The sequence below is a fragment of the Bradyrhizobium sp. 26S5 genome (assembly GCF_036923295.1).
Lineage (GTDB): Bacteria > Pseudomonadota > Alphaproteobacteria > Rhizobiales > Xanthobacteraceae > Bradyrhizobium > Bradyrhizobium septentrionale.
Map to the genome: position 1 here is coordinate 7,754,594 of NZ_CP145948.1, position 24,081 is coordinate 7,778,674.

The 24,081-nt window shown below is 64.9% G+C and carries 24 protein-coding genes; 11 read left to right on the plus strand and 13 right to left on the minus strand.

The genetic code is table 11. The annotated features are described in order from the left end of the window. Position 1 precedes the first annotated feature (1 nt). Both V5279_RS36555 and V5279_RS36560 read left to right on the plus strand, forming a co-directional pair. Entirely contained in the window at positions 2-922 is a 921-nt protein-coding gene (locus V5279_RS36555; protein WP_029081982.1) for a LysR family transcriptional regulator, read from the plus strand. Positions 923-1,459: 537 nt separating this feature from the next. Beyond that, the gene (locus tag V5279_RS36560) at positions 1,460-2,374 is read left to right on the plus strand and encodes a 4-hydroxy-tetrahydrodipicolinate synthase (RefSeq protein WP_338691814.1); all 915 of its coding nucleotides are present in this window, start codon (positions 1,460-1,462) and stop codon (positions 2,372-2,374) included. Positions 2,375-2,516: 142 nt separating this feature from the next. Here the strand turns inward: V5279_RS36560 and V5279_RS36565 are convergent, their stop codons facing one another. After that, a complete protein-coding gene (locus V5279_RS36565) occupies positions 2,517-4,910 on the minus strand; it encodes a heavy metal translocating P-type ATPase (protein ID WP_338691815.1) in 2,394 nt (797 codons plus the stop codon). 65 nt (positions 4,911-4,975) lie between these two features. On the opposite strand from V5279_RS36565, the gene V5279_RS36570 reads away from it, so the two are divergent. Further along, on the plus strand, positions 4,976-5,251 hold the full coding sequence (locus V5279_RS36570; protein WP_029081978.1) for a metal-sensitive transcriptional regulator: 276 nt from the start codon (positions 4,976-4,978) through the stop codon (positions 5,249-5,251). Between the two features lie 59 nt (positions 5,252-5,310). Here the strand turns inward: V5279_RS36570 and V5279_RS36575 are convergent, their stop codons facing one another. The 5 genes from V5279_RS36575 to V5279_RS36595 all read right to left on the minus strand — a co-directional run bounded on the left by V5279_RS36575 (position 5,311) and on the right by V5279_RS36595 (position 9,684). After that, complete coding sequence (locus V5279_RS36575) at positions 5,311-6,330, minus strand: IS30 family transposase (protein ID WP_338691816.1); 1,020 nt, start codon at positions 6,328-6,330, stop codon at positions 5,311-5,313. 175 nt (positions 6,331-6,505) lie between these two features. Next, positions 6,506-7,603: a redox-regulated ATPase YchF gene (gene ychF / locus V5279_RS36580; protein ID WP_166303649.1), complete on the minus strand. Its 1,098-nt coding sequence runs from the start codon at positions 7,601-7,603 to the stop codon at positions 6,506-6,508. A gap of 123 nt (positions 7,604-7,726) precedes the next feature. Next, positions 7,727-8,338 carry an aminoacyl-tRNA hydrolase gene (gene pth, locus V5279_RS36585; protein WP_166303646.1) on the minus strand — a complete coding sequence of 204 codons (612 nt, stop codon included), beginning with the start codon at positions 8,336-8,338 and terminating at the stop codon, positions 7,727-7,729. Between the two features lie 55 nt (positions 8,339-8,393). Continuing rightward, positions 8,394-9,119, minus strand: coding sequence for a 50S ribosomal protein L25/general stress protein Ctc (locus V5279_RS36590; RefSeq protein ID WP_338691817.1), 726 nt, complete (start codon positions 9,117-9,119; stop codon positions 8,394-8,396). A gap of 301 nt (positions 9,120-9,420) precedes the next feature. Then, the gene (locus tag V5279_RS36595) at positions 9,421-9,684 is read right to left on the minus strand and encodes an accessory factor UbiK family protein (RefSeq protein ID WP_166308225.1); all 264 of its coding nucleotides are present in this window, start codon (positions 9,682-9,684) and stop codon (positions 9,421-9,423) included. A gap of 177 nt (positions 9,685-9,861) precedes the next feature. Here V5279_RS36595 and V5279_RS36600 point away from each other — a divergent pair, with 177 nt between their 5' ends. The 8 genes from V5279_RS36600 to V5279_RS36635 all read left to right on the plus strand — a co-directional run bounded on the left by V5279_RS36600 (position 9,862) and on the right by V5279_RS36635 (position 16,713). Then, positions 9,862-10,593 carry a dienelactone hydrolase family protein gene (locus tag V5279_RS36600; protein WP_338691818.1) on the plus strand — a complete coding sequence of 244 codons (732 nt, stop codon included), beginning with the start codon at positions 9,862-9,864 and terminating at the stop codon, positions 10,591-10,593. Between the two features lie 130 nt (positions 10,594-10,723). Then, entirely contained in the window at positions 10,724-11,110 is a 387-nt protein-coding gene (locus tag V5279_RS36605) for a GNAT family N-acetyltransferase (RefSeq protein WP_338691819.1), read from the plus strand. Positions 11,111-11,115: 5 nt separating this feature from the next. After that, the gene (lgt, locus tag V5279_RS36610) at positions 11,116-11,958 is read left to right on the plus strand and encodes a prolipoprotein diacylglyceryl transferase (protein WP_166303634.1); all 843 of its coding nucleotides are present in this window, start codon (positions 11,116-11,118) and stop codon (positions 11,956-11,958) included. A gap of 83 nt (positions 11,959-12,041) precedes the next feature. Then, positions 12,042-13,100: a class I SAM-dependent methyltransferase gene (locus V5279_RS36615; protein ID WP_338701591.1), complete on the plus strand. Its 1,059-nt coding sequence runs from the start codon at positions 12,042-12,044 to the stop codon at positions 13,098-13,100. Further along, positions 13,097-13,864, plus strand: a complete 768-nt coding sequence (gene pgeF, locus V5279_RS36620; protein ID WP_338691820.1) for a peptidoglycan editing factor PgeF — start codon at positions 13,097-13,099, stop codon at positions 13,862-13,864. The genes V5279_RS36615 and pgeF overlap by 4 nt, the downstream gene beginning before the upstream one ends. A 73-nt stretch (positions 13,865-13,937) precedes the next feature. Beyond that, positions 13,938-14,870: a MerR family transcriptional regulator gene (locus V5279_RS36625; RefSeq protein ID WP_338691821.1), complete on the plus strand. Its 933-nt coding sequence runs from the start codon at positions 13,938-13,940 to the stop codon at positions 14,868-14,870. Positions 14,871-14,972: 102 nt separating this feature from the next. Next, positions 14,973-15,581: a hypothetical protein gene (locus tag V5279_RS36630; protein ID WP_338691822.1), complete on the plus strand. Its 609-nt coding sequence runs from the start codon at positions 14,973-14,975 to the stop codon at positions 15,579-15,581. A gap of 178 nt (positions 15,582-15,759) precedes the next feature. Next, positions 15,760-16,713: a ribose-phosphate pyrophosphokinase gene (locus V5279_RS36635; protein ID WP_166303623.1), complete on the plus strand. Its 954-nt coding sequence runs from the start codon at positions 15,760-15,762 to the stop codon at positions 16,711-16,713. Positions 16,714-16,875: 162 nt separating this feature from the next. Here V5279_RS36635 and V5279_RS36640 read toward each other — a convergent pair whose 3' ends face one another. The 7 genes from V5279_RS36640 to V5279_RS36670 form a co-directional block, all read right to left on the minus strand. Next, complete coding sequence (locus V5279_RS36640) at positions 16,876-17,682, minus strand: SDR family oxidoreductase (protein ID WP_338691823.1); 807 nt, start codon at positions 17,680-17,682, stop codon at positions 16,876-16,878. Positions 17,683-17,763: 81 nt separating this feature from the next. Then, the gene (locus V5279_RS36645) at positions 17,764-18,225 is read right to left on the minus strand and encodes a carbon monoxide dehydrogenase subunit G (RefSeq protein ID WP_338691824.1); all 462 of its coding nucleotides are present in this window, start codon (positions 18,223-18,225) and stop codon (positions 17,764-17,766) included. Positions 18,226-18,233: 8 nt separating this feature from the next. Then, complete coding sequence (locus tag V5279_RS36650; RefSeq protein WP_338691826.1) at positions 18,234-19,070, minus strand: XdhC/CoxI family protein; 837 nt, start codon at positions 19,068-19,070, stop codon at positions 18,234-18,236. Next, positions 19,070-20,281: a VWA domain-containing protein gene (locus V5279_RS36655; protein ID WP_338701593.1), complete on the minus strand. Its 1,212-nt coding sequence runs from the start codon at positions 20,279-20,281 to the stop codon at positions 19,070-19,072. Before V5279_RS36655 ends, V5279_RS36650 begins: the two co-directional genes overlap by 1 nt. Further along, on the minus strand, positions 20,278-21,150 hold the full coding sequence (locus tag V5279_RS36660) for a MoxR family ATPase (protein ID WP_338691827.1): 873 nt from the start codon (positions 21,148-21,150) through the stop codon (positions 20,278-20,280). Before V5279_RS36660 ends, V5279_RS36655 begins: the two co-directional genes overlap by 4 nt. Beyond that, positions 21,147-23,573, minus strand: a complete 2,427-nt coding sequence (locus V5279_RS36665) for an aerobic carbon-monoxide dehydrogenase large subunit (protein ID WP_338691828.1) — start codon at positions 23,571-23,573, stop codon at positions 21,147-21,149. Before V5279_RS36665 ends, V5279_RS36660 begins: the two co-directional genes overlap by 4 nt. Further along, entirely contained in the window at positions 23,570-24,070 is a 501-nt protein-coding gene (locus V5279_RS36670) for a (2Fe-2S)-binding protein (RefSeq protein ID WP_029081959.1), read from the minus strand. The genes V5279_RS36665 and V5279_RS36670 overlap by 4 nt, the downstream gene beginning before the upstream one ends. Positions 24,071-24,081: the final 11 nt, after the last annotated feature.

The following is a 24,081-nucleotide window of genomic DNA, read 5'->3' on the forward strand; positions in this document are numbered from 1 at the left end:
CATGGCACGATCTCGCGACGGATTTACAGATATGGATTGGGACAAGCTGAAGGTCTTTCACGCAGCGGCTGAGGCTGGCAGCTTCACGCATGCCGGCGAACAGCTCGGCCTGTCGCAATCGGCAGTCTCCCGCCAGGTCAGCGCGCTGGAGCAGGAGCTCTCGGTTTCGCTGTTTCACCGCCATGCCCGCGGCCTTATCCTCACCGAACAGGGCGACCTGTTGTTCCGCACCGCGCATGACGTGTTCATGCAGTTGCAGGCGGCCCGCGCCAAGCTCACCGACAGCCGCGAGCGGCCGAGCGGCGACCTCAAGATCACGACGCCGCCCGCGCTCGGCATCAACTGGCTGATCCCGCGGCTCGACGAGTTCGTTGCGCTCTATCCGGACATCCGGATTTCGCTGATCGTCACCGACGAGGATCTCGACCTGTCGATGCGCGAGGCTGATGTCGCGATCCGCACCCGCAAGCCGACCCAGCCGGACCTGATCCAGCGCAAGCTGTTCTCGATCGGCTTCCATGCCTATTGCTCGCCGGAATACATCAAGCGCTTCGGTACACCGCGGACGCTGGATGATCTCGACTCGCACCGCATCATCATGCTCGGTGACTCGCAGGTGCCGCCGCATCTGCAGAACCGCAGCTGGCTGATCGATGCCGGCCGCAACGGCTCCGGTCCGCGCGAGCCCTACTTCAAGGTCAACAACATCCTCGGCCTCGTGCGCGCCTGCCAGCAGGGCCTCGGCATCGCCGCGCTGCCGGACTATCTGGTCGAACAGAACAACCTCGTGCAGCTGTTCGGCGAGTCCGACTCGATCGCGCTCGACACCTACTTCGTCTATCCAGAAGAGCTGAAGACGGTGGCCCGGGTGCAGGTGTTCCGCGACTTCGTGGTCAGCAAGGCGCAGCGCTGGCCGTCCTGATTAAGCCGCCCTTATGGGCTGGGTTATGGGCTTTCCGCGCTGCCCCAAGAGGCCCCTGAATCTCCGCATGACTGACATGCGACCTGGATAGTTGCTGCAGGGCGCCGATGGGGATCATATTGTTTACACGCTGAGCGGTCGCGTCGCGCATATGTCCCCCTCCTCCAGTGGCGCGGAAGTTCAGTAATCCCTCTTGGAAGGTGATTGTGTCGGCCTCACGTGGCCAATACCTTAAGCCGGGCTCTCTCGAGCCCGGCTTTTTTTCATCGCCGTGTCTTTTCATCGCTATGTCACGCTCAACCCTGCCGCACGCCCCGGTCAGCGCGTGCATTGACAACAACCTCGCAGCGCAGCATCATTGTCCCATGATCACGACTTCGTGCGCCGCTCTGTCGTCGAAAAAAGGTCCCCTCCCGGGGACACGAGATCGCGCGCGATAAGATCACCTTCGCATTCAAACCGATCCCGAAACCCCGCCGCCTGGACGGGGTTTTTTGTTGGTCCCGTCTCCGGCTTTGCCCCCTTAGGAGATGGAACATGACTGACTTACACCAGCAATTGCAGGGCCTCTGGCTGCCCCTGATCACGCCGTTCCGCGACGGCGAGCTCGACGTCACCTCGCTGCGCCGCCTCGTGCGGCACTACGCCAGCGGCCCAGTCGACGGCTTCATCCTCGGCGCAACGTCCGGTGAAGGCATGGCGCTCAGCACGGATGAACTCGAGGAGCTGGTGAGCGTCGTGCTCGCCGAGCTCAGTGCCAGCTCCCGCCATTTGCCGGTCGTTCTCGGGCTCTCCGGCGCCTCAACCGCCCGGATGAAGCATGCGCTGGATGACACCGCCGACTGGCCGATCAACGGCTATCTGATCGCGAGCCCCTACTACACCCGCCCGTCGCAACGCGGGCTCGTGCAGCACTTCAACGCGCTCGCCGATCATGCGGCATGGCCCATCGTGCTCTACAACATTCCCTATCGCACGGCGGTGAACCTCACCAACGAGACGTTGCTGACGCTCGCGGAACATCCCAACATCGCCGGCATGAAGGATTGCTGCGCCGACCGCGCGCAGTCGATCGACTTCCTCAGCCGGCGGCCGTCGGGCTTCCGCGTGATGACCGGCGAGGATGCACAGACGTTCGATGCGCTCTCTGACGGCGCCGACGGCGCGATCCTGCTGTCCGCACATCTGGAAACAAATATTTTCGCTTCGATCCGCACGTTGTTGCGGCAGGGCCAGCGCGACGCGGCGCTGGCCGCCTGGCAGAGCGTGGTCGGCCTGACCCGGCTGCTGTTCGCCGAGCCGAGCCCCGCGCCGGCCAAGCACTGGCTGTGGCGGCAGGGGCTGATCGACAGTCCCGAGGTGCGGCTGCCGATGGTGGAGGTGAGCGAGGATCTCGCAACCTGGCTTGATGCCGAGATGGAGCGGCGCGCACAGCTTCTACTGCCGGCGTGAATGCTCTTCTCCCTCTCCCCGTTCTTACGGGGAGAGGGTCGGGGTGAGGGGCCGTCTCCGCGAACGTCGTGAGAGACGGACTCGGGGAGATCTCGCGATGCGATCCGACCTCTCCCCGCAAGCGGGGCGAGGTACGAGACGCCTAGTCCAGCTTGACGCGTGAAAGCCTCAGCGCGTTGCCGATCACGCTGACCGAGGACAGCGCCATCGCCGCGGCGGCGACGATCGGCGACAGCAGGATGCCGAACAGCGGATACAGCACGCCGGCCGCGATCGGTACGCCGGCGGCGTTGTAGACGAAGGCGAACGCCAAATTCTGGCGGATATTGCGCATGGTGGCGACCGACAATCGCCGCGCGCGGACGAGGCCCATCAGGTCTCCGGTCAAGAGCGTGATGCCGGCGCTCTCGATCGCGACATCGGTGCCGCCACCCATCGCGATGCCGACATCGGCGGCGGCCAGCGCCGGCGCGTCATTGACGCCGTCGCCGGCCATCGCGACGACACGGCCCTCGCCGCGCAGCCGCTGCACGACCTCGCTCTTGCGCTCCGGCAACACGCCGGCCTCGATTTCGTCGATCCCAAGCCTGTGCGCCACCGCGCGCGCGGTGGTCTCATTGTCGCCGGTCAGCATCACGATGCGCAGGCCCTCAGTGCGCAGCGCCTGCAGCGCGTTGGCTGCGGACGCCTTGACCGGATCGGCAATCGCGATCGCGCCGGCGATGCGGCCGTCGACCGCGACATAGATCGCAGTGGCGCCGTCCCGGCGTGCCGCCTCGGCGGCCTGGTCGAGCGCTGCCGTGGCGATCTTCAGGTCGCCCATCAGTACGGCGTTGCCGAGGGCAATCTGCCTGCCCTCGACGGTGCCAGTCGCGCCCTTGCCGGAGGGCGAGGCGAAGTTGCTCACGGTGACGGAACCGAGCTTGCGCTCCTTCGCCGCAGAGATGATCGCCTGCGCCAGCGGATGCTCGCTGCCCTGCTCGACGCCGGCGGCAAGGCGCAGCAGATCGTTCTCGTCGAACCCTTCGGCGGCAATGATGCGCACGACCTTCGGCTTGCCCTCGGTCAGCGTGCCGGTCTTGTCGATGACCAGCGTGTCGACCGCCTCCATCCGCTCCAGCGCCTGCGCGTCGCGGATCAGGATGCCGGAATGCGCGCCACGGCCGACGCCGACCATGATCGACATCGGAGTTGCCAACCCGAGCGCGCAGGGGCAGGCGATGATCAGCACGGTCACGGCAGCAACCAGCGCAAAGGTCAGGCGCGGCTCCGGACCGAACACCGTCCAGGCGATGAAGGCGAGCACGGCTGTGGCGATCACCGCCGGCACGAACCAGCCGGCGACACGATCGGCGAGCCGCTGGATCGGCGCGCGCGAGCGCTGCGCCTTCGCCACCATGTCGACGATGCGCGACAGCATGGTATCGCGGCCGATCTTCTCGGCACGCATCACGAGGCCGCCGCTCTGGTTGACGGTGCCGCCGATCACGCTCTCGCCCTCGGCCTTCGTGACCGGCATCGATTCACCCGTCACCATGGATTCGTCGATCACCGCGTTGCCCTCGATGACGACGCCGTCGACCGGAACCTTCTCGCCCGGGCGCACGCGCAGCCGATCGCCGACCTTGATCGCGTCAATGTCGATGTCCTCGTCACCGTGATCGGTGATGCGCCGCGCCGTCTTGGGCGCAAGGCCGAGCAGCGCGCGGATCGCGCCCGAGGTCTGGGCGCGGGCGCGCAATTCCAGCACCTGGCCGAGCAGCACCAGCACCGTGATCACGGCCGCCGCCTCGAAATACACCGCGACCGCGCCGTGCATGCCGCGGAAGGCCGGCGGGAACAGCTGCGGCGCCAGCGTGGCGACCACGCTGTAGACATAGGCGACACCAACACCCATCGCGATCAACGTGAACATGTTGAGATTGCGCGTGACCAGCGACTGCCAGCCGCGCACGAAGAACGGCGCGCCGGCCCACAGCACGACCGGCGTCGCGAGCACGAAGGAGATCCAGTTCGACCAGTCCTGCGGCACCAGATGCCCCAGCCCGAGATGGCCGCCCATCTCGAGCACGAACACGGGCAGCGTCAGCGCCAGCGCGATCCAGAACCGCCGGACCATGTCGATCAATTCGGGATCCGGCCCGTCGTCGAGCGAGATTTGCTCGGGCTCGAGCGCCATGCCGCAGATCGGGCAGGAGCCGGGGCCGACCTGACGTACCTCGGGATGCATCGGGCAGGTGTAGATCGTGCCCGCGGGCGCCGGCGGCTCCGGCTCGCGCGGCTTCAGGAATTTCTCCGGCTCGGCCTCGAAGCGCTCGCGGCAGCGGCCGCTGCAGAACAGATACTCCTCACCCTTGTAGCTGAAGCGGTGCTTGGCGGTCGCCGGGTTGACCTTCATGCCGCACACCGGATCGATCGCGAACGCCGTCTCGGCCGGCGCGGCGTCGTGATCATGCTTGCCGCCGCAGCAGGCATGCGCGGCCGCCCCATGATGGTGATGATCCGCGTGCGAATGGTCGTGCTCTGCGTGTGCCACGAGACTCTTCCCGGCCGGTATCCCGGCCTCTTGATTAATATACCCTAGGGGGGTATATGAGACCTATGAGAGAAGAGGTCAAGACATCCTGTTTAAAACGGCTCAAACGGATCGAGGGTCAGATCCGCGGGTTGGCCGCCATGGTCGAGGACGACCGCTATTGCATCGACGTGGTGACGCAGATCGCCGCCGCGCGCGCGGCGTTGCGCCGCGTCGAGGAGGAGGTCCTGCGCGATCATGTGGCGCATTGCGTGGAGCATGCGATCTCGTCCGGCGACAAGGCCGACCAGCGGCGCAAGATCACCGAGCTGATGGACGTGATCGGCCGCGCGGACCGTTAGGGCGCAGCCGTTCTACGGGCGCTAACCTCGCCGCTTCCGACGGAGTCGAGAGCGGCGCCTCACATTCCGTGTCGTCCCGGCGAAAGCCGGGCGGTGGATTCACACTCGAAGTGCAACACTTGGGAGAAGGCCTCGGCGGGAGTTTGGAAGTCAAGAGATTTGCGCGGGGTGTTGTTGTAGGCGTTGAAGGACTGATGGAAGCGGCGGGTCGGGAGGGTTGCGAGGTCGGTTTTGCGCGGGATGAAGCGCCGCATTCGACCGATCGCATTCTCGATGCCGCCCTTCTGCCAGGGCGCGTGCGGATCGCAGAAGAAGGTCTCGATCGCGAGGCGGTGCAGCGCCGTGTGGCAGGCGAACTCGGTGCCATTGTCGAAGGTGACGGTCTGGCACAGGTCCTGTGGCAGGGATGCGAACAAGCGAACGAGATGACGGGCGACCCCGCGCGCAACCTTGCTGGCGAGGCGGATGCCGAGCAGCAGGCGCGAGGTGCGCTCATGCACAGTCAGGACGGCCTGACCGTATTTGGAGAACATCATCAGGTCGGCTTCCCAATGACCGGGAGTGCTGCGATCGGCGGCCTCGATAGGCCGTTGATCCAAGGAAACACGGCCTTCGATGAAGCTTGCGGGGCTGCCGCCCTTCTTGCCGCGGTAACCGCGCTTGCTCTTGCCGCGCGGCAGATAACGCCGCCAGCTGAAGTCCGAGGTGCGTCGGATCTGGGCGTAGATGAAGCGGTAGATGGTCTCGTGGGAGATCACCTTGCGGCCGTGTTCGCGGGCCAGCCGGCCGGCGACCTGCTCGGGCGACCAGCCCCGACCCAGGCGTTCCAACACCGCACGGCGCAGGCCGGGCTCCCGTTCGAGGCGTACGCCCGTCCAGCGCCGTGCTCGCATCTGTTGCTGGGCATAGCTGGGTTTGTAGCCGACCTGGACGCCTCGATTGCGGGTCAGCTCCCGAGAGATCGTTGATGGCGAGCGATCCAGAGCTGCCGCGATTTGCCGGACCGAGCTGCCATTGGCCGAAAGCCGGGCAATCTCGCATCGCTCGTCCAGGGATAGCTGCTCGTAACTCCGCCCCATCGCAACACCTCCTCAAGGAAGTGTTGCACTTCGTTTGTGAACTCAGGGGCCCCATAACCACAGGGAGTGGTTGTTTGTGCGAGGTGGGGCCCCAGCGTGCTTCATAACCACGGCCGGTGGTTATGGGTCCCGGGTCGCGCTTCGCTTGCCCGGGACGACGTGGGAAAGATCAAGCTCAGGTGTTGAAGCGGAAATGCATGACGTCGCCGTCGGCGACGACGTAGTCCTTGCCTTCAAGCCGCAGCTTGCCTGCATCGCGCGCACCGGCTTCGCCGTTGCCGGCGATGTAATCCGCGTACGCGATGGTCTCGGCGCGGATAAAGCCCTTCTCGAAATCGGTATGGATCACGCCGGCGGCGGCCGGCGCCTTGGTGCCGCGGTCGATGGTCCAGGCACGCGCTTCCTTCGGGCCGACGGTGAAATAGGTGATGAGGTCGAGCAGCTGGTAGCCGGCGCGGATCAGCCGATCGAGCCCGGCCTCTTCGAGGCCGAGCGTCTCCAGGAAGTCGACACGCTCCTCGCGCGACAGCGTCGCGATCTCGGATTCGATCTTGGCCGAGATCACGACCGCGACCGCGCCCTCCTCCTTGGCGCGTTCGAACACCGCCTTCGAGAAATTGTTGCCGTCCTTCGCCGAGCCTTCCTCGACGTTGCAGACATAGAGCACCGGCTTCGAGGTCAGGAGCCCGAGCATGCGGAACGCACGCTCCTCCTCCGGCTTGCGCTCCAGCCCGCGCGCCGGCTTGCCGTCGCGCAGCAGCACCAGCGCGCGGTTGACGAGCTCGAGCTGCTCCTTGGCTTCCTTGTCGTTGCCCTTGGCCTTCTTCGACAGGTTGTCGACGCGCTTCTCGAGGCTGTCGAGGTCGGACAGCATCAGCTCGGTCTCGATGGTCTCGATATCGGCGAGCGGCGCGATCTTGCCTTCGACATGGGTGATGTCGGAATCCTCGAAGCAGCGCACCACATGAGCGATGGCATCGACCTCGCGGATGTTGGCGAGGAACTGGTTGCCGAGGCCTTCGCCCTGCGACGCGCCGCGCACCAGGCCCGCGATATCGACGAAGGTCAGCCGGGTCGGGATGATCTGCGCGGACTTGGCGATCGCCGACAGCTTCTCCAGCCGCGGATCGGGCACCGCCACCTCGCCGACATTCGGCTCGATGGTGCAGAACGGATAGTTCGCCGCCTGGGCAGCCGCCGTCTCGGTCAGCGCATTGAACAGCGTCGACTTGCCGACGTTAGGCAGCCCGACGATCCCGCATTTGAATCCCATGTCTTCCTCAACGTTCTCTGGTTTGTCATGGCCGGGCTCGTCCCGGCCATCCACGTCTTTCTGCGCAACTGGCACCAAAGACGTGGATGCCCGGCACAAGGCCGGGCATGACGACAAGGGAAATCAGGCTGGCTCGCCGCCGTTCTCACCCTTGTCGAAAAATCCCTTGGCCTGCATCGTCAGATGCACCTTGTTGGCGAACGAGGCGTCGTGCCCCGTCGCCAGCAGGCCGGCATTGTCGGCGATGGCCTGGCACAAGGCCTCCACCCACGCCCGGTCGCTCTTGGCGAAGTCCGACAGTACGTGGCTGTGCACGAGCTCCCTGACGCCGGGATGACCGATCCCGATCCGCACGCGCCGATATTCGTTGCCGATATGCGCGGAGATCGAGCGCAGCCCGTTATGGCCGGCGATCCCGCCGCCGATCTTGACGCGCACCTTGCCGGGCGGCAGTTCGAGCTCGTCCTGGAACACGGTGATGTCGGAGGGGGCAAGCTTGAAGAAGTTCGCCGCTTCCTGCACTGCGCGCCCGGAGTCGTTCATGTAGGTGGTCGGCTTCAGCAGCACGACCTTCTCACGGTCGACCACGCCTTCGGAGGTCTCGCCCTGAAAGCGACGGCGCCATGGTGCGAAACCATGACGCCGTGCAATCTCGTCGACCGCCAGGAAGCCGATATTGTGCCGGTTGCTGGCGTATTTCGCGCCGGGATTACCGAGACCGACAAAAAGGCGCATGGCGCGGCATCCCGCGTCGGCGCGCCATCAGATGATTGCGCGCCGACCTGATCGATTACTTCTTCTTGTCGCCACCGCCGGCGGGAGCCTTGGCACCCGCGGCCGGGGCCGCAGCACCTGCAGCCGGAGCCGCCGCAGCGGCCGGAGCAGCACCCGCGGCCGGAGCCGCAGCGCCACCTGCAGCCGCCGCAGCCGCGGCCTTCTGCTCTTCGGCGTAGCCGGACGGCGGCACGATGGTGACCAGCGTTGCGTCCTCGCGGGTCAGCGACTTCACACCCGCGGGCAGCTTGACCTCGGAGAGATGCAGCGAGTAGCTGATCTCAAGCGCGCCGACATCGGCCTCGATATATTGCGGGATGTTGTCGACCGAGCACTCGAGGTCGAGCGTGTGGGTGACGATGTTGACGGTGCCACCGCGCTTGACGCCCGGCGAGCTTTCGCCGTTCACGATGTGCAGCGGCACGCTGACGCGGATGGTGGCGCCTTCGCCGAGCCGCATGAAGTCGACATGGAGCGGGAAGTCCTTCACCGGATCGAGGTGGAAGTCGCGCGGAATCACGCGGTGCTTCTTGCCCTCGAGGTCGATGTCATAGATCGTGGTCAGGAACCGGCCCGCCAGGATGCGCTGGCGCAGTTCACGATCGTCGACCGAGATGGTGACGGGGGGTTGGTTGTCTCCGTAGATCACTCCGGGAACTCTCCCGGCGCGACGCTCTGCCCGGGCGGCCCCCTTGCCGCTCTTCGGACGCGCGGTCGCCTTCAATTCCTTGACGGTCGCCATAGCGTTAAGTCCTTGTATTTAAAAAGTTAAAGGCCGCAGCGCGGCCCATGCTCAGGTCCACAGCAAGCCTCCAGGGGTGCGGGGGCCGCGGACGTGGCGGGCTTTTAGCCCCAAAGGGCCGAAATGACAAGGAAATGAAGGGATTTTTCTGCGGGCCTAGCTGCGCCCCCAATCTGTCATGCCCGGGCAGAAGCGCGAAGCGCGTCTTCGCACTAGATGACCCGGCATCCATCAAAAAGAGGACTCTCTCGTAGGAGGATGGATGGCCGGGTCAGGCCCGGCCATGACGATCGGAGCAAGATCAGCTCGCGCCGCCTACCCCGAGCTTGGCTTCCAGCGCCGCGATCCGGGCCTTCAGCGCCTCGTTCTCCTCGCGTGCCAGGCGGGCCATGTCCTTGACCGCGTCGAATTCCTCGCGCTTGACCACGTCGAGGTCGCGCAGGATGCGTTCGGCCTGGTTGCGCATGACGGTGTCGACCTCGCGCTTGACGCCCTGCGCGGCGCCGGCGGCGTCGTTCATCAGACGGCCGATCTCATCGAAAAACCGGTTGCTGGTCTGGGTCATCTCGCAAAACTCTCCGCGTTCACTGGATTGCCAGAAGACAATGGCGATCCCCGCCATCCGGTTCAAGTCCGCCGCGAATGGCAGACCTTGCGGCAGCTTGCCTTGTCATGCTCCGGTTTCCTTGCAATCGTATGAACTCACAACAGAAATCGCACACATAACGCGAGCAGGAACGCCATGATCGAGCATACCGTCGAGATCGAGACCAAGGACGGCAAGACCACCACCTTCATCACCCATCCGGAGCGCGGCGGCCCCTTCCCTGTCGTCATCTTCTACATGGATGCGCCGGCGATCCGCGAGGAGCTGCGCGACATGGCGCGGCGGCTCGGCACGTCAGGCTATTATGTGATGCTGCCCAACATGTATTACCGCGCCGGCGTGATGGAGCTCGGCCCAATCAATCCCGATCCGGAATCGCCGGAGCGCAAGCGCATGTTCGAGCTGATGCACTCGCTCAACATTCCGCTTGTCATGGAAGACACCAGGGGCCTGCTCGCCTATGCCGAGACGCAGAAGGCCGCCAACACCAAGATCATCGGCACGGTCGGCTATTGCATGAGCGGCCGCTACGCCGTGAACGCGGCGACGCATTTTCCCGACAAGGTCAAGGCCGCCGCCTCGGTCTACGGCACGCATCTGGCGACCGATCAGCCCGACAGCCCGCATCTCGCCGCGCAGAAGACCAGGGCCGAGCTCTATTTCGCCTGCGCCGAGACCGACATCTACGCGCCGGCGGAGATCATCGAGCAGGTGAAGGCCGGCATGAAGGGCACGACCAACGAGGTCGAGATCTATCCCGGCACCCATCACGGCTTCGCCTTCCCCAAGCGCCCGGTCTATGACCGCGACGCCGCCGAACGCCATTGGGAGCGGCTGCTCGCGCTCTATCGCCGCAATCTGGTTTGAGGCCTGAACCACGCGGATGGCCGACAGCGTACGAATTCGAGATTATCGAAGCTCCGATGCTGACGAGGTGAACCGGCTTGCGGTTACAGCCTTCGACCAATTCCGCGATGCCTTCCACGACTGGCCGGCGATGCGCACCGGCCTGTCAAAAACCTCCGAGCTGAGTTCCGGCGGCGAGATCATCGTCGCCGACCTTGGTGACCGGCTTGCCGGCGCGGTGGGCTATTTTGGGCCCGGCGTCAAAAAGGCCGCATTCTTCGATCAGGCATGGCCGATCATTCGCATGCTGGTCGTCGACCCCGTCGACACAGTCGACAGGAGGAAAGGACTCGGGCATGCGTTGACGTCGGAATGCTTTGCCAGAGCGCGGCGCGACCGGTGCCAGACCATCGCGCTTCACACGAGCCCCATCATGACGGTCGCCCTGCCGATGTATCTCAGGATGGGCTTCAGCAAGCTGCATGACGCCCCGCCCATTCACGGCGTGCCCTACGCCGTCTACACGAAAGCGCTCTGATCAAAATGCCATTCCTGCTGATCGACTTTCCGGTGTTCAACCCCGTGGCGCTCTCGCTCGGGCCGATCGTGATCCGCTGGTATGCGCTCGCCTATATCGTCGGCATCGTGCTGGGCTGGGTCTATGCCCGCTCACTGATCAAGAAAGAGCGGCTGTGGGGCGGCCCGGCGCCGATCACGCTGCCGCAGCTCGACGATTTCATCCTCTGGGTCACGATCGGCATCATCGTCGGCGGCCGCACCGGCTATGTGCTGTTCTACAACCTGCCCTTCTTCATGGCGCATCCGGGTGAGATCCTCGAATTGTGGAAGGGCGGCATGTCGTTCCACGGCGGCTTCCTCGGCTGCGTCGCCGCGGTGATGCTGTTTGCCCGCCGCAACAACATTTCGATCCTGTCGCTCGGCGACATCACCACCGCGGTGGCGCCGATCGGGCTGTTCCTCGGCCGGCTCGCCAATTTCATCAACAGCGAATTGTGGGGCCGTCACGCCGAGGCGAGCCTGCCCTGGGCCATGATCTTCCCCAATGGCGGACCGCTGCCGCGGCATCCGAGCCAGCTCTACGAGGCCGGGCTTGAGGGCATCGTGCTGTTCGTGGCGCTGGCCATCATGATCCGGATGGGGGCGCTGAAGCGGCCCGGCCTGATCCTCGGCAGCTTCATCACGATCTATGGCATTGCCCGCATCATCGGCGAGCACTTCAGGGAGCCCGACCCGCAGCTCGGATTCCTGTGGGGCGGATTAACCATGGGTATGCTGCTGTCGGTGCCAATGATTATTGTAGGCGTCATCATCATCAGGGCCTCCGTCCGTCGCAAGGCGAACGGACCGGCCCCGACTGCAACCTAAGCAAGTTCAATCCAAGGAACGCCGTGAGCGAACCCTCCCCGTTGCTGGACGAGATCAGGAAGCTGATCAAATTGTCCGGGCCGATGCCGGTCTGGCGCTACATGGAATTGTGCCTGATGCATCCGCAGTACGGCTACTATTTGTCGCGCGATCCGCTCGGCCGCGAGGGCGATTTCACCACGGCGCCCGAGGTCAGCCAGATGTTCGGCGAACTGCTCGGGCTGTGGAGCGCCTCGATCTGGCGCGCGATCGGCTCGCCGGAGACGCTGCGCCTGATCGAGCTCGGGCCCGGCCGCGGCACCATGATGGCCGACGCGCTGCGGGCGCTTCGCGTGGTGCCGCCGCTCTACCAGTCGCTCAGCATCCACCTCGTCGAGGTCAATCCGGTGCTGCGGGAGAAGCAGTACGAGACCCTGACGGGCGTGCGCAACATCACCTGGCACGACAGCATCGACGACGTGCCCGAGGGGCCGGCGGTGATCCTCGCCAACGAATATTTCGACGTGCTGCCGATCCACCAGATGGTCCGCCGCGAGACCGGCTGGCACGAGCGCACGGTCGGGATGGATGCCAATGGCAGCCTGTATTTCGCTCCCGCTCCCGAGCCGACGCCGCACTTCGAGGTGCTGCTGCCGCCGCTGGTGCGCGCCGCCCCGCTCGGCGCGGTGTTCGAATGGCGGCCCGACAACGAGATCATGAAGCTCGCAACGCGGGTGCGTGACCAGGACGGCGCCGCGCTGATCATCGATTACGGCCATCTGCGCAGCGACGCCGGCGACACCTTCCAGGCGATCGCGCGCCATAGCTTCGCCGACCCGCTGAAGAACCCGGGACAGGCCGACATCACGGCGCATGTCGATTTCCAGGCCCTGGCGCGCGCCGCCGAGGATGTCGGCGCGCGCGTCCACGGGCCGGCGACGCAGGGTGACTTCCTCAAGCGCCTCGGCGTCGAGGCCCGCGCCGCCGGACTGATGGCGAAGGCAAGCCCCGAAATGTCCGCCGACATCGCCGGTGCGCTGAAGCGCCTGACCGATTCCGGGCGCGGCGGGATGGGCTCGATGTTCAAGACGATAGCCATCTCCGACCCGCGCCTCACCTCGATCGCCGGACTGAGCGATCAGCCTGACGAGACCGAACAATGACATTGGGATCACCGCTGCTGTCGGCCATTCCGGGCCTGCGCCACGCCTTCTTCTCGCGCGAGGGCGGCGTCTCGGAGGGCATCTATGCCGCCCTCAACGGCGGGCTCGGCTCCAACGACGATCCGGCCAGGGTCGCGGAGAACCGGCGGCGGATGGCCGCGCAACTCGGCGTCCCGCTGGATCACCTGATCAGCGTGCATCAGGTCCACTCGCCCGACGTCGTGGTCGTGGACGGCCCTTGGAACGGCGCACCGCGCCCGAAGGCGGATGCGCTCGTCACACGCACCGAAGGGCTTGCGATATCGGTCACGACCGCCGACTGCGGCCCGATCCTGTGCGTCGATCCCAATGCGCGGGTGATCGGCGCTGCGCATGCCGGCTGGAAGGGCGCGCTGACCGGCATCCTGGAATCGACCATCGATGCGATGGAGAGGCTCGGCGCCCAGCGCAGCGGCATTGTCGCGGCGATCGGGCCGATGATCCGCAAGGAGTCCTACGAGGTCGGCAACGAATTCGTCGAGCGCTTCATCGAGGCCGATGCCGAGAACGGCGTGTTCTTCCTGCCCGGCGAGCGCGACGGACACGCGATGTTCGATCTCGCCGGCTTCATCCGGATGCGGCTGGAGAATGCCGGCGTGCTGATGATCGACGATCTCGGCATCGACACCTATTCCGACGAACGCTGCTTCAGCTACCGCCGCTCGGTGCATCGCAAGGAAGCCGATTACGGCCGGCACGTTCACGCCATCGCGCTGGAACGCTGAGACGAGCATTTTTAGCCGTCGCTGTGCGATAACGTCTTGACTCTCCACCTGCTGGAGACCGGACAAGCGGCGCATGACACAACGCACCTACAGCATCGGCGAGGCGGCGCGGCTCAGCGGCATCAGTGTCCGCAAGCTCCGCTTCTATTCGGACCAGGGATTGCTGCCGCCGGCCGGCCGCACCGCGAGCGGCTATCGCGTCTTCACCGACGACGAACTGGTTCGCCTCGACCTGATCCGCTGCCTGCGTGATGCGGGGCTCGGTCTCGACGCCATTCGTGAGGTCCTGACCAAGGAGCTCTCGCTGGTCGAGGCGCTCAAGCTCCGCCTCGAGACGCTGGAAGCGGAGATCGCGGCACAGCGCCGCGTCGCCTCGGCCCTGCGGGCTGCGTTGCGTTCACCGCAACTCACCGAAGCAGACTTGAGGAGATACCTGACCATGACCCAGCTGTCCCGCGCCGAGCGCCGCAACGTCGTCGAACGCTTTTTCGAGAAAGTGTCCGACGGCATCAACATCGACCGGAATTGGGTCCGGCAGATGATCGAAACCAGCGTGCCCGAATTGCCCGATGAGCCGACGCCCGCGCAATGCGACGCCTGGATCGAGCTTTCGGAGATGCTCAATGATCCCTCCCTTGTCGCCAACATCCGCGCCAACGCGGAGGACGTCTGGAATCACCGCGTGCTGGATCTCACCGCCTGGCAACAGGCCAACGAGGCCGTGCTGGCGAGGGCCAAAGAGATCATCGCGCGCGACCTCGGACCGACGTCGGAGGCGGGCCAGGTGCTGGCGCGCGATTGGCTCGAGACGTCGGCGCGATTGCTGAAGCGCGAGCCCGATCTGGAATTCCGCAACTGGATCCGCGGCAAATATGCGCTGCACGACGACCGCGCGGCCCGTTACTGGGAGCTCGTCGCCATCATGCGCGGGCAGTCGCCGGACGCCAGCCCGAACCGGGAATGGGCCTGGATCACCGCAGCCATGCGGCACCATCTCTCTGACTGAGCAAGGAAATCCGAAACCTCGTGGCGCAGCCGCCGGATCGGTTAAGGGCTGTGGCCGTCCTGCCCTAGACGTTAAGCCATTTTAACGATATCGCAGGACGCAATGAGGGAAGCGTCAAACCACCAGTTTCAAACTGGGACAGCCGTGCGCGCCGCGCTCGCCGTCACGTGGATTGCGATCGCGTGCGCGCTTGGCGGATGCGCGGCCGGCGGCAATGTGGCCGATTCCTATGCCATGGCCACACCGGCGACGAGTGGCGCGACCGTTTCGTTCGAATCGATCGACGGCCCGCCGCCCCAGGTGTTCGACCGCATGGTCGGCGTGCTCGATAGCGAATCCAAGCTGCGCAGCCTGTCGGTCGTGTCGCGCCAGGGCGCCGCGGCCTACCGCGTGCGGAGCTATCTGTCGGCACAGGTGGTGCGCGGCCGCACGATGATCGCGTGGGTGTGGGACGTCTACGACAGCAATCAGCAACGCGCCCTCCGCCTCTCCGGCGAGGAGCCCGCAGGCAAGCCCGGCCGCGACGCCTGGGCCGCCGCCGACGATCTGGTGCTGCGCAGGATCGCCCAGGCCGGGTTCAGCGGCCTGTCCAGCATGATCAATGGCGGCCCGGCGCCCGCCCCGGCCCCGGAGCTCCGCGGGCCGACCGTCGCGAGCGCCCCGGCCCCCGCCATGGCCGAGACCGTGGCGCTCGGCTATTCCGCCAATTAGACCCCGTTATGTCCCGGAGACAGGCGTTTTTGCCCAGGAAAACGGCGGCGAAAGCGGGCTAATGGGTTGCCAGCCAAGCCGCCTCCCTGATATTCCCTCGCGCACCGAAAACCCGCCGGTTCTGTAAGGACTTGAGATGCTGAACGTCGTATCCAGCAAGGCGCGGGGGGAAGCATCGATGTCGGCAAAGAACGGATCAATCAAGCTCGTCGCCGGCAACTCCAATCCTGCGCTGGCGCAGGACATCGCCAAGGGCCTTGGCATCGAACTGACCAAGGCCGTGGTCCGGCGCTTCGCCGACATGGAGATCTTCGTCGAGATCCAGGAGAACGTCCGCGGCTCGGACATGTTCATCCTGCAGTCGACGTCGTATCCGGCGAACGACAATTTGATGGAGCTTTTGATCATCACCGACGCACTGCGCCGTTCCTCGGCGCGCCGCATCACCGCGGTGGTGCCCTATTTCGGCTACGCCAGGCAGGATCGCAGGTCCGGCTCGCGCACGCCGATCTCGGCCAAGCTCGTCGCCAATCTGATCGCGCACGCCGGCGTCGATCGCGTCATGACGCTCGACCTGCACGCCGGCCAGATCCAGGGCTTCTTCGACATCCCGGTCGACAATCTGTTCGCGGCGCCGCTGATGGTGCGCGATATCAGAGAAAAGTTCGACCTCGCCAAGGTGATGGTGGTGTCGCCGGACGTCGGCGGCGTGGCGCGCGCGCGTGGGCTCGCCAAGCGCATCAACACCCCGCTCGCGATCGTCGACAAGCGCCGCGAGCGCCCCGGTGAATCCGAAGTGATGAACGTGATCGGCGACGTCGCCGGCTACAATTGCATCCTGGTCGACGACATCGTCGATTCCGGCGGCACGCTGGTGAACGCGGCCGAGGCGCTGATCGCCCACGGCGCCAAGGAGGTCTCGGCCTACATCACCCACGGCGTGCTGTCGGGCGGCGCCGCCGCGCGCATCGCATCGTCGCGGCTGAAGGAGCTGGTCATCACCGACTCGATCCTGCCGACCGAAGCCGTCAACAAGGCACCGAACATCCGCCAGATCTCGGTCGCCGGCCTGATCGCCGAAGCGATCGGCCGTACCGCGGCGGAAGAGTCGGTCTCCAGCCTGTTCGATTAAGGTCCATACTTGCTGTCGTCTTGGCGAAAGCCAGGACCCATTACCCCAACTGGAAAATGCTTTGCTCCGCTGGGGCGATAACCCCTTTCACTCCCTAGAACGGTGGTTATGGGTCCCGGCCTTCGCCGGGACGACACCGAATTTGTGGCAGCGGCCCCCAACTCAAAACCCCGGCCGCGGCACGTGGCTCATCAGCGTCCGCGCATAGCCGCCATCGACGATGATCTCCTCACCATTGACGTAGGACGAGCGGTCGCTCGCCAGGAACAGGATCGCATCCGCCATATCCTGCGGCGCGCCGATCCGGCGCATCGGCACCACGGCGGTGCGCCGCTCGGTGACGCCAGGCGTATCGTAAAAGGCCTGGCTCATCGGCGTCAGGACAAGACCCGGGCTAACCACATTGCTGCGGATGCCGTGCGGGCCCCATTCGGCGCCAAGCTGCTGCGAGAGCATCACGACGCCGGCCTTGCTGACGCTGTAGGCGCCGCTCTGCCCCTGCGCATTGCTGGCGGCGATCGAGGCGACGTGGATGAGGCTGCCGCCGCGCGCTTTACGCATCCGGCCGCCGAATGCCTGCGCGCAGATGAAATAGCCGGTGAGATTGACCGCCAGCACCGCGTTCCATTCTGCGAGCGGGAGCGTATCGAGCCCGCCCGGGCGCAGCACCGCCGCGGTGTTGACGAGGACGTCGCAAGCCCCAAGCGTGCGCTCGACGGCGCCAGCGGCCGCCGCGACACTTTCAGCGCTGGTCGTGTCGCAGCGCGCGACGAGGTGACCATCGCCGAACTCGCCAAGCTTTGCCTTGGTCTCGGCAAGCCCGCGCTCGTCGCGATCGAGGGCTGCGACCCTGGCGCCCGCGCGCGCGAAGCTGACCGCAGTGGCGCGGCCGATGCCGCCGCCTCCGCCGGTGACGACGGCAACGCGTCCCGACAGGCCGAGCCAGTCGGAGGAGCCTTCCTTGGTCATGGTCCGATCACTCCCATCCAGTGAGTTTGTTACCGGACAGCTTAACCGAAGATGCGATCAGACCAAGGCCGCTGTACCAGCTCAGACGCCGACCGCCGCTGCCCCGCCGACGACCTCACCAAAGGATTTGAAGAACTCGCCGGCAAGCTTCCTCGCGGTGGAATCGATCAGCCGGCCGCCAAGCTGCGCCAGCTTGCCGCCGATTTGCGCGTCAACCGCGTAAGCCAGAACGGTCAGGTCTGGCGCTTCCGACGTCAGCGTGACGATCGCGCCCCCCTTGGCGAAGCCGGCGATGCCGCCAGAACCTTCGCCGGAGATGCGATAGCTGTTCGGCGGATCGAGATCAGACAGTGTCACCTTGCCTCCGAAGGTCGCTTTCACCGGCCCCACCTTGAGCACGACGGTGGCGGTCATTTCTGTAGGTGAGGCCATCTCGAGCGACTGGCAGCCGGGAATGCACCGCCGCAGAATCTCGGGATCGTTAAGCGCGGCCCACACCTTTTCTTTTGAGGCCGGGATACGCTGGCTGTCGTTCATCTGCATATTGCGGCTTACCTCCCTGCAATGGAACCGGTGGAACGCTGGCCACGGCGGCGTTCAATGGTGATTTCGGCAAGGATCGACATCGCGATTTCTTCCGGCGTGATGGCACCGAGATCAAGCCCGGCCGGCGCCTTCACGCGATCGATCACGGCGGCCTCAAGACCGTCGGCAATCAACTTGTCGCGCAGCGCCGCCATCTTGCGTTTGCTGCCGACGAAGGCGTGATAGGCGGCGTCGATCGCGACCGCCATCTTCAGCGCGATCTCGTCACCCCTGCCCTGGGTCGAGACCACGACGAAGCGACGAGCCTGATGGAGATCTTTGGGTTCGAAACCGTCGAAGATCACATCAGCATCCGGCTGGACAATGAGGTCGGACGCGGGTGCGGCAAGCGTCACGTGATAGCCGAGTTGGCGCGCTTGGGCGGCAAGCGACAGCGCGACCGGACTTGCGCCCAGGATGACCAGCGAGGGATGCGGCACGACCGGCTCCACGAAAATGTCCATCGTCCCCTTGCTCGGGCACATATTCGAGGCGAAGCGCACGCCGTCTCTGCTCTCGCCAGCCTTCACGCCGAGTTCGGCGAGCAAATTCTCCGGCTGCACCGAGACCATGCGCGGCTCGCCATCGATCAACGCCTCGCGCGCCGCCTTCAGGACTGCTCCTCTGGCACACCCTCCTCCGATCCAGCCCGCCACGATCGTGCCGTCCGGACGGATGATCGCCTTCGCCCCCGCCTTGGCCGCGGTCACCGAGACCGTCCGAACGACGGTCGCCAATACGAACGACTGCTCCGCGGCCTTCAGCTGCGCGACCAGATCCATGATCTCGACATGCACGCCCATCAAAGCCTCGCCAGATAGGGCTCGAGCGCCGTCAAGCTCGCAAGCGTGTTGGCCGGCGCATAGAGATCGACATGCGGCAGCGCCGCCTTGATGCCGCGCGCCTCGGGCGCGTAACCTTGCCATCCCATCATCGGGTTGAGCCAGGCGATACGGCGGCAACGCCGGCCAAGCGCCGCCATCTCGCGGCCGAGCAATGCAGCGTCGCCCGTCTCGTAACCATCGGAAACGATCATCACACAGGTGCGCGAATGAACCACCCGCGCTGCGTGCCAACGATTGAATGTCTGCAGACACTCACCGATCCTGGTGCCGCCACCCGCTCCCTGCGCCATGATCGAGAGCCGGTCGAGGGCGCGGCCGGCATCCCTCTCCTTCATCGCGTCCGAGACGTGAGCCAGCCTGGTATGAAACAGGAACGCCTCGGCCTCACGAAATTCGTCGAGCACGCCGTGGATGAAGCGGAGGAAAACGCCCGTGTACATGCTCATCGAGCCGGAGGCGTCGAGCAGGACCACCAGGCGTAACGGCTTCGGCTTGCGCTGGCGCCTCACCAGACTGAGCGGCACGCCGCCGTGACTGATGTTGCCGTGAATCGTGCGACGCAGATCCAGACGATAGCCCCGGCGACGCGCCAGATCGCGCCGCGTCAGCCGCGTGCGCATGACGCGCGCCAGCTGCGCCGCAGCGAGATGGGCCAGCTCAACCTGCTGCGGATCGGCCAGATTGCGGAAATCCACCTCGGCGAGATTGTCCGCGCGCGACGCGCCTTCCATGCGCCCATCGCCCGAGCGTTCATTTTCGACCCCATCAACCGAGGGAATCTGATCGATCGCCGTGTCGGCACCGGCTCGGGGCTCGGCCGATTGGTTGGGCAGACTTTTCAGCGACGGATTGTTCGCGGGTTTCGCGGCGCCCGTCGTGATCGAACGCGACCGCACCCGCTTGCCGAGCCAGAAAGCATCAAAAATTCCGTCGAACCTGTCCCAATCGGCCTTGCGCGTCGAAAACAGATGCTTGAGTGCCGCACGCAGCAGGCCCGGCCGTGCTGCGTAGCCCGCAGCCATCAGGGCGGCGGCGTCCTGGCCCTCGGCAAGACCGACGGCGAAGCCGCCATCCCGCAGGGTCCGCAGAAACGCCGCGAGCTTGCGGGACACGAGACGGGACACCTCGTTGATGTCGTCAAGATCGGGCGGTGCGCCGCAGCAACTCATGCGACCCTTCCCAGCAAACGTTGCGTGACCTCGCGCGAGACCCGCGCCTTGTCTTCCTGCGTCTTGAGCAGGCACATCAGGGTTTCGTGCACGGTCTCGGGCGCATCGTGCAGATCCTTCACCTCGAGCCCGACCAATGCAGCGGCCCAATCGAGGGTCTCGGCGACCCCGGGCACCTTTCGCAATTCCTCTTTCCGGATGCACTCGACCATGCGCGCGATCTGCAGCGCCAGCGAGGCGCTGGTGCCTTCGAGCCGCGTCGTGATGATGCGCGCTTCCCGGTCGACGTCGGGATAGTCAACATAGTGATAGAGACAACGGCGACGCAGCGCATCCGAGAGCTCCCGCGTACCGTTCGACGTCAGCACGACATGAGGAATTGCAGTCGCCCTGATCGTGCCGAGTTCGGGTATCGTGACCTGGAAATCGGACAACAACTCAAGCAGAAATGCCTCGAACTCATCGTCGGCGCGATCGATCTCGTCGATCAGCAGAACCGGCGATCTCTCTCGGCGAATCGCAGCGAGCAATGGCCGCTCGAGGAGATACTTCTCGGAAAAGATCTGGTCCTCGACCGCATCCGCATCGGCGCCGCGGTGCGCCTGGATCGACAGCAATTGCCGTTGGTAGTTCCATTCATAGAGTGCCGCGGACTGGTCGAGCCCCTCATAGCACTGCAGGCGAATCAATTCGGTAACGTGAACGGCGGCCAACGCCTTGGCGACCTCGGTCTTGCCGACGCCCGCCTCGCCTTCCAGCAGAAGCGGACGCCGCAATTGTTGCATCAGCGCGATCGCAATCGCGAGCTCGCCGTCGGCGATATAGCCGGCGTCGCCGAGTGCGCGCGCGATCTCGTCACGGGTCTTCATGGTGCAGCGAACACGCCGAGGTTCTTCGCCGCCAACCAGTTCCGCCAGAAATCATGCGGCATCTGGATGTGGGTCGAGCCAAGAAACGAGAATGCGTCGTTGACCGCGTTCGAGAACGCGGGCACGCCGCCGACATTCGGGCTTTCACCGACACCCTTTGCGCCGATCGGGTGATGCGGTGACGGAGTGACCGTGAAATCCGTCTCCCAATGCGGCGTCTCGACCGCGGTTGGCATGAAGAAATCCATGAACGAGCCGGTCACGACATTGCCCTCGGCGTCGTAGCGAATCTCCTGTCCCATCGCGATCGCAAATGCCTCGGTGAGGCCGCCATGCACCTGGCCCTCGATGATCATCGGGTTGATCCGCGTGCCGCAATCATCGAGCGCATAGAAGCGCTTGACCTTGTACACGCCGGTGTCGACGTCGATGGTCATCACGCAGATATAGGCGCCGAACGGATAGGTCATGTTTGGCGGATCATAGTAGCTGACCGCCTCCAGCCCCGGCTCCATGCCCGGCGGCACCGAATTGTACGCGGCCCAGCAGATATCCTTCATCGACATGACTTTCTCGGGCAGTCCCTTGACGCGGAAGCCATCGATGTCCCATTCGAGATCGTCCTCGTGGACCTCGAGCTTGTAGGCCGCAATCATCTGCGCCTTGGCCCTGATCTTGCGCGCGGCCATCGCAATCGCGGCACCCGCGACCGGGGTCGAGCGAGAACCGTAGGTGCCGAGGCCGTAAGGCGCGGTGTCCGTGTTGCCTTCCTCAACCATGATGTTGTCGGCGGGGATACCGATCTCGGTGGCGATGATCTGTGCCCAGGTCGTCTCGTGCCCCTGGCCCTGGCTTTTGGTGCCCATCCGCGCGATGCCTGCACCGGTCGGATGCATGCGTATCTCGCAGGAATCGAACATCGCAATTCCCAGGATATCGCAGTTCTTCGACGGGCCGGCGCCAACGATCTCGGTGAAGAAGGAGACGCCGAGACCCATGATCTCGCGGGTCTCGCCGCGCTTGAACGCCGCGCGCTGCTCCGCCTGCTGCTTGCGCAAGCCGGCGTAGTCGACCGTCTCCATCATCTTGCGCATCGCGGTGTGGTAGTCGCCGGAGTCATATTCCCAGCCGAGTGCGGAGTGATAAGGGAATTGCTCCGGCTTGATGAAATTCTTCAACCGAAGTTCGGCCGGATCCATCCCCAGCTTCTGCGCCAGGATATCCATCGCGCGTTCGATGCAGTAGGCCGCCTCGGTGACACGGAATGAGCAGCGGTAGGCAACCCCGCCCGGGGCCTTGTTGGTGTAAATGCCGTCGACCGCGAGATGCGCGGTCGGGAAATCATACGACCCGGTGACGATGTTGAAGAAACCCGCCGGCCATTTCGACGGATCGGCACAGGCGTCGAATGCGCCGTGATCGGCCAGCACATGGACACGCAACCCCGTAACCTTGCCCTCCTTGGTCGCGGCGATTTCCGTCGTCATGTGATAGTCGCGCGCGAACGACGTCGCGGTGAGGTTCTCGATGCGATCTTCAACCCATTTCACGGGCTTGCCGGTGACGATGGAAGCGACCGCGGCGCAGATATAGCCCGGATAGGCCCCGACCTTGTTGCCGAAGCCGCCGCCGATGTCAGGCGCGATGACGTGGATCTTCTGCTCGGGAATTTTTGCGATCAACGCCACGACGGTGCGGATCACATGCGGCGCCTGGAAGGTGCCCCAGATCGTCAGTTCACCCTTGATCTTGTCGAAGGAACAGACGCACTGGCAAGTCTCGAGTGGCGACGGATGGGTGCGATGGTAGGAGATCATCTCCTTGATCGTCACCTCGGCCTTCTTGAAGGCGGCATCCGTCAGGTCCTTGTCGCCGACGGTCCACTCGAAAATGTGATTGTGGTGCTTGCGCGGGCCGTGGGCGCCGGTGGTCTTGCCGGCGAGATCTTCGCGCAGCACCGGTGCATCTGCGTCCATTGCCTTGAAAGGATCGATCAGCGGCGGCAGTGGTTCGTACTCGACCTTGACCTTGTTGACACCGTCATCGGCGGCGTAGCGGTCCGTCGCGACGACGAAGGCCACCTCCTGGTTCTGGAACAGCACCTTGCCGTCGGCCAGCACCATCTGCACATCGCCTGCCAAGGTCGGCATCCAGGCAAGATTCACCGTCTTCAGCGTCTCGGCGGTGATCACCGCGAGCACGCCCGGCACCTTCAACGCCTCGGAATCGTCGATCGACTTGACGCGCGCATGCGGATGCGGCGAACGCACGAAATCGCCATGCAGCATGCCCGGCAGCTTCACGTCGTCGACGTAATTGCCTTTGCCCTGCGTAAAGCGGATGTCTTCGACCCGCTTGCGCTTGCAACCCATACCTTCGAGCGCAGCGCTGCGTTGTTCCCGCGTGGGAGTCATATCGTTCATTCTGCGGCCTCCCGGAATTCCACGCCGTTGATCTTGGCTGCGGCGTATTGAATGGCTTTGACGATGTTCTGGTAGCCGGTGCAGCGGCAGAGATTGCCGGAGATACCCATCCGGATCTCCTGCTCGGTCGGCGACGGATTCTCCTTCAGAAGCCGATGCGCGCGCATGATCATGCCCGGCGTGCAGAAACCGCATTGCAGACCGTGCATCATGCGGAAGCCCTCCTGCAGCGCCGAGAGCGAACCGTCGGGGTTCGCCATGCCCTCGATCGTGGTGATGTCGGAGCCGTTGGCCTGTATCGCGAACATGGTGCAGGACTTCACCGACATGCCGTCGATATCAACCGTGCACGCGCCGCAATGCGTGGTCTCGCAGCCAATATGGGTGCCGGTCATCTGCAGGTTCTCGCGGATGAAGTGCACCAGCAGGGTACGTGGTTCGACGAGGCCTTCGACCTCGGCGCCGTTCACCTGCATCGTGATATGCGTCTTTGCCATCTGGTCCCTCC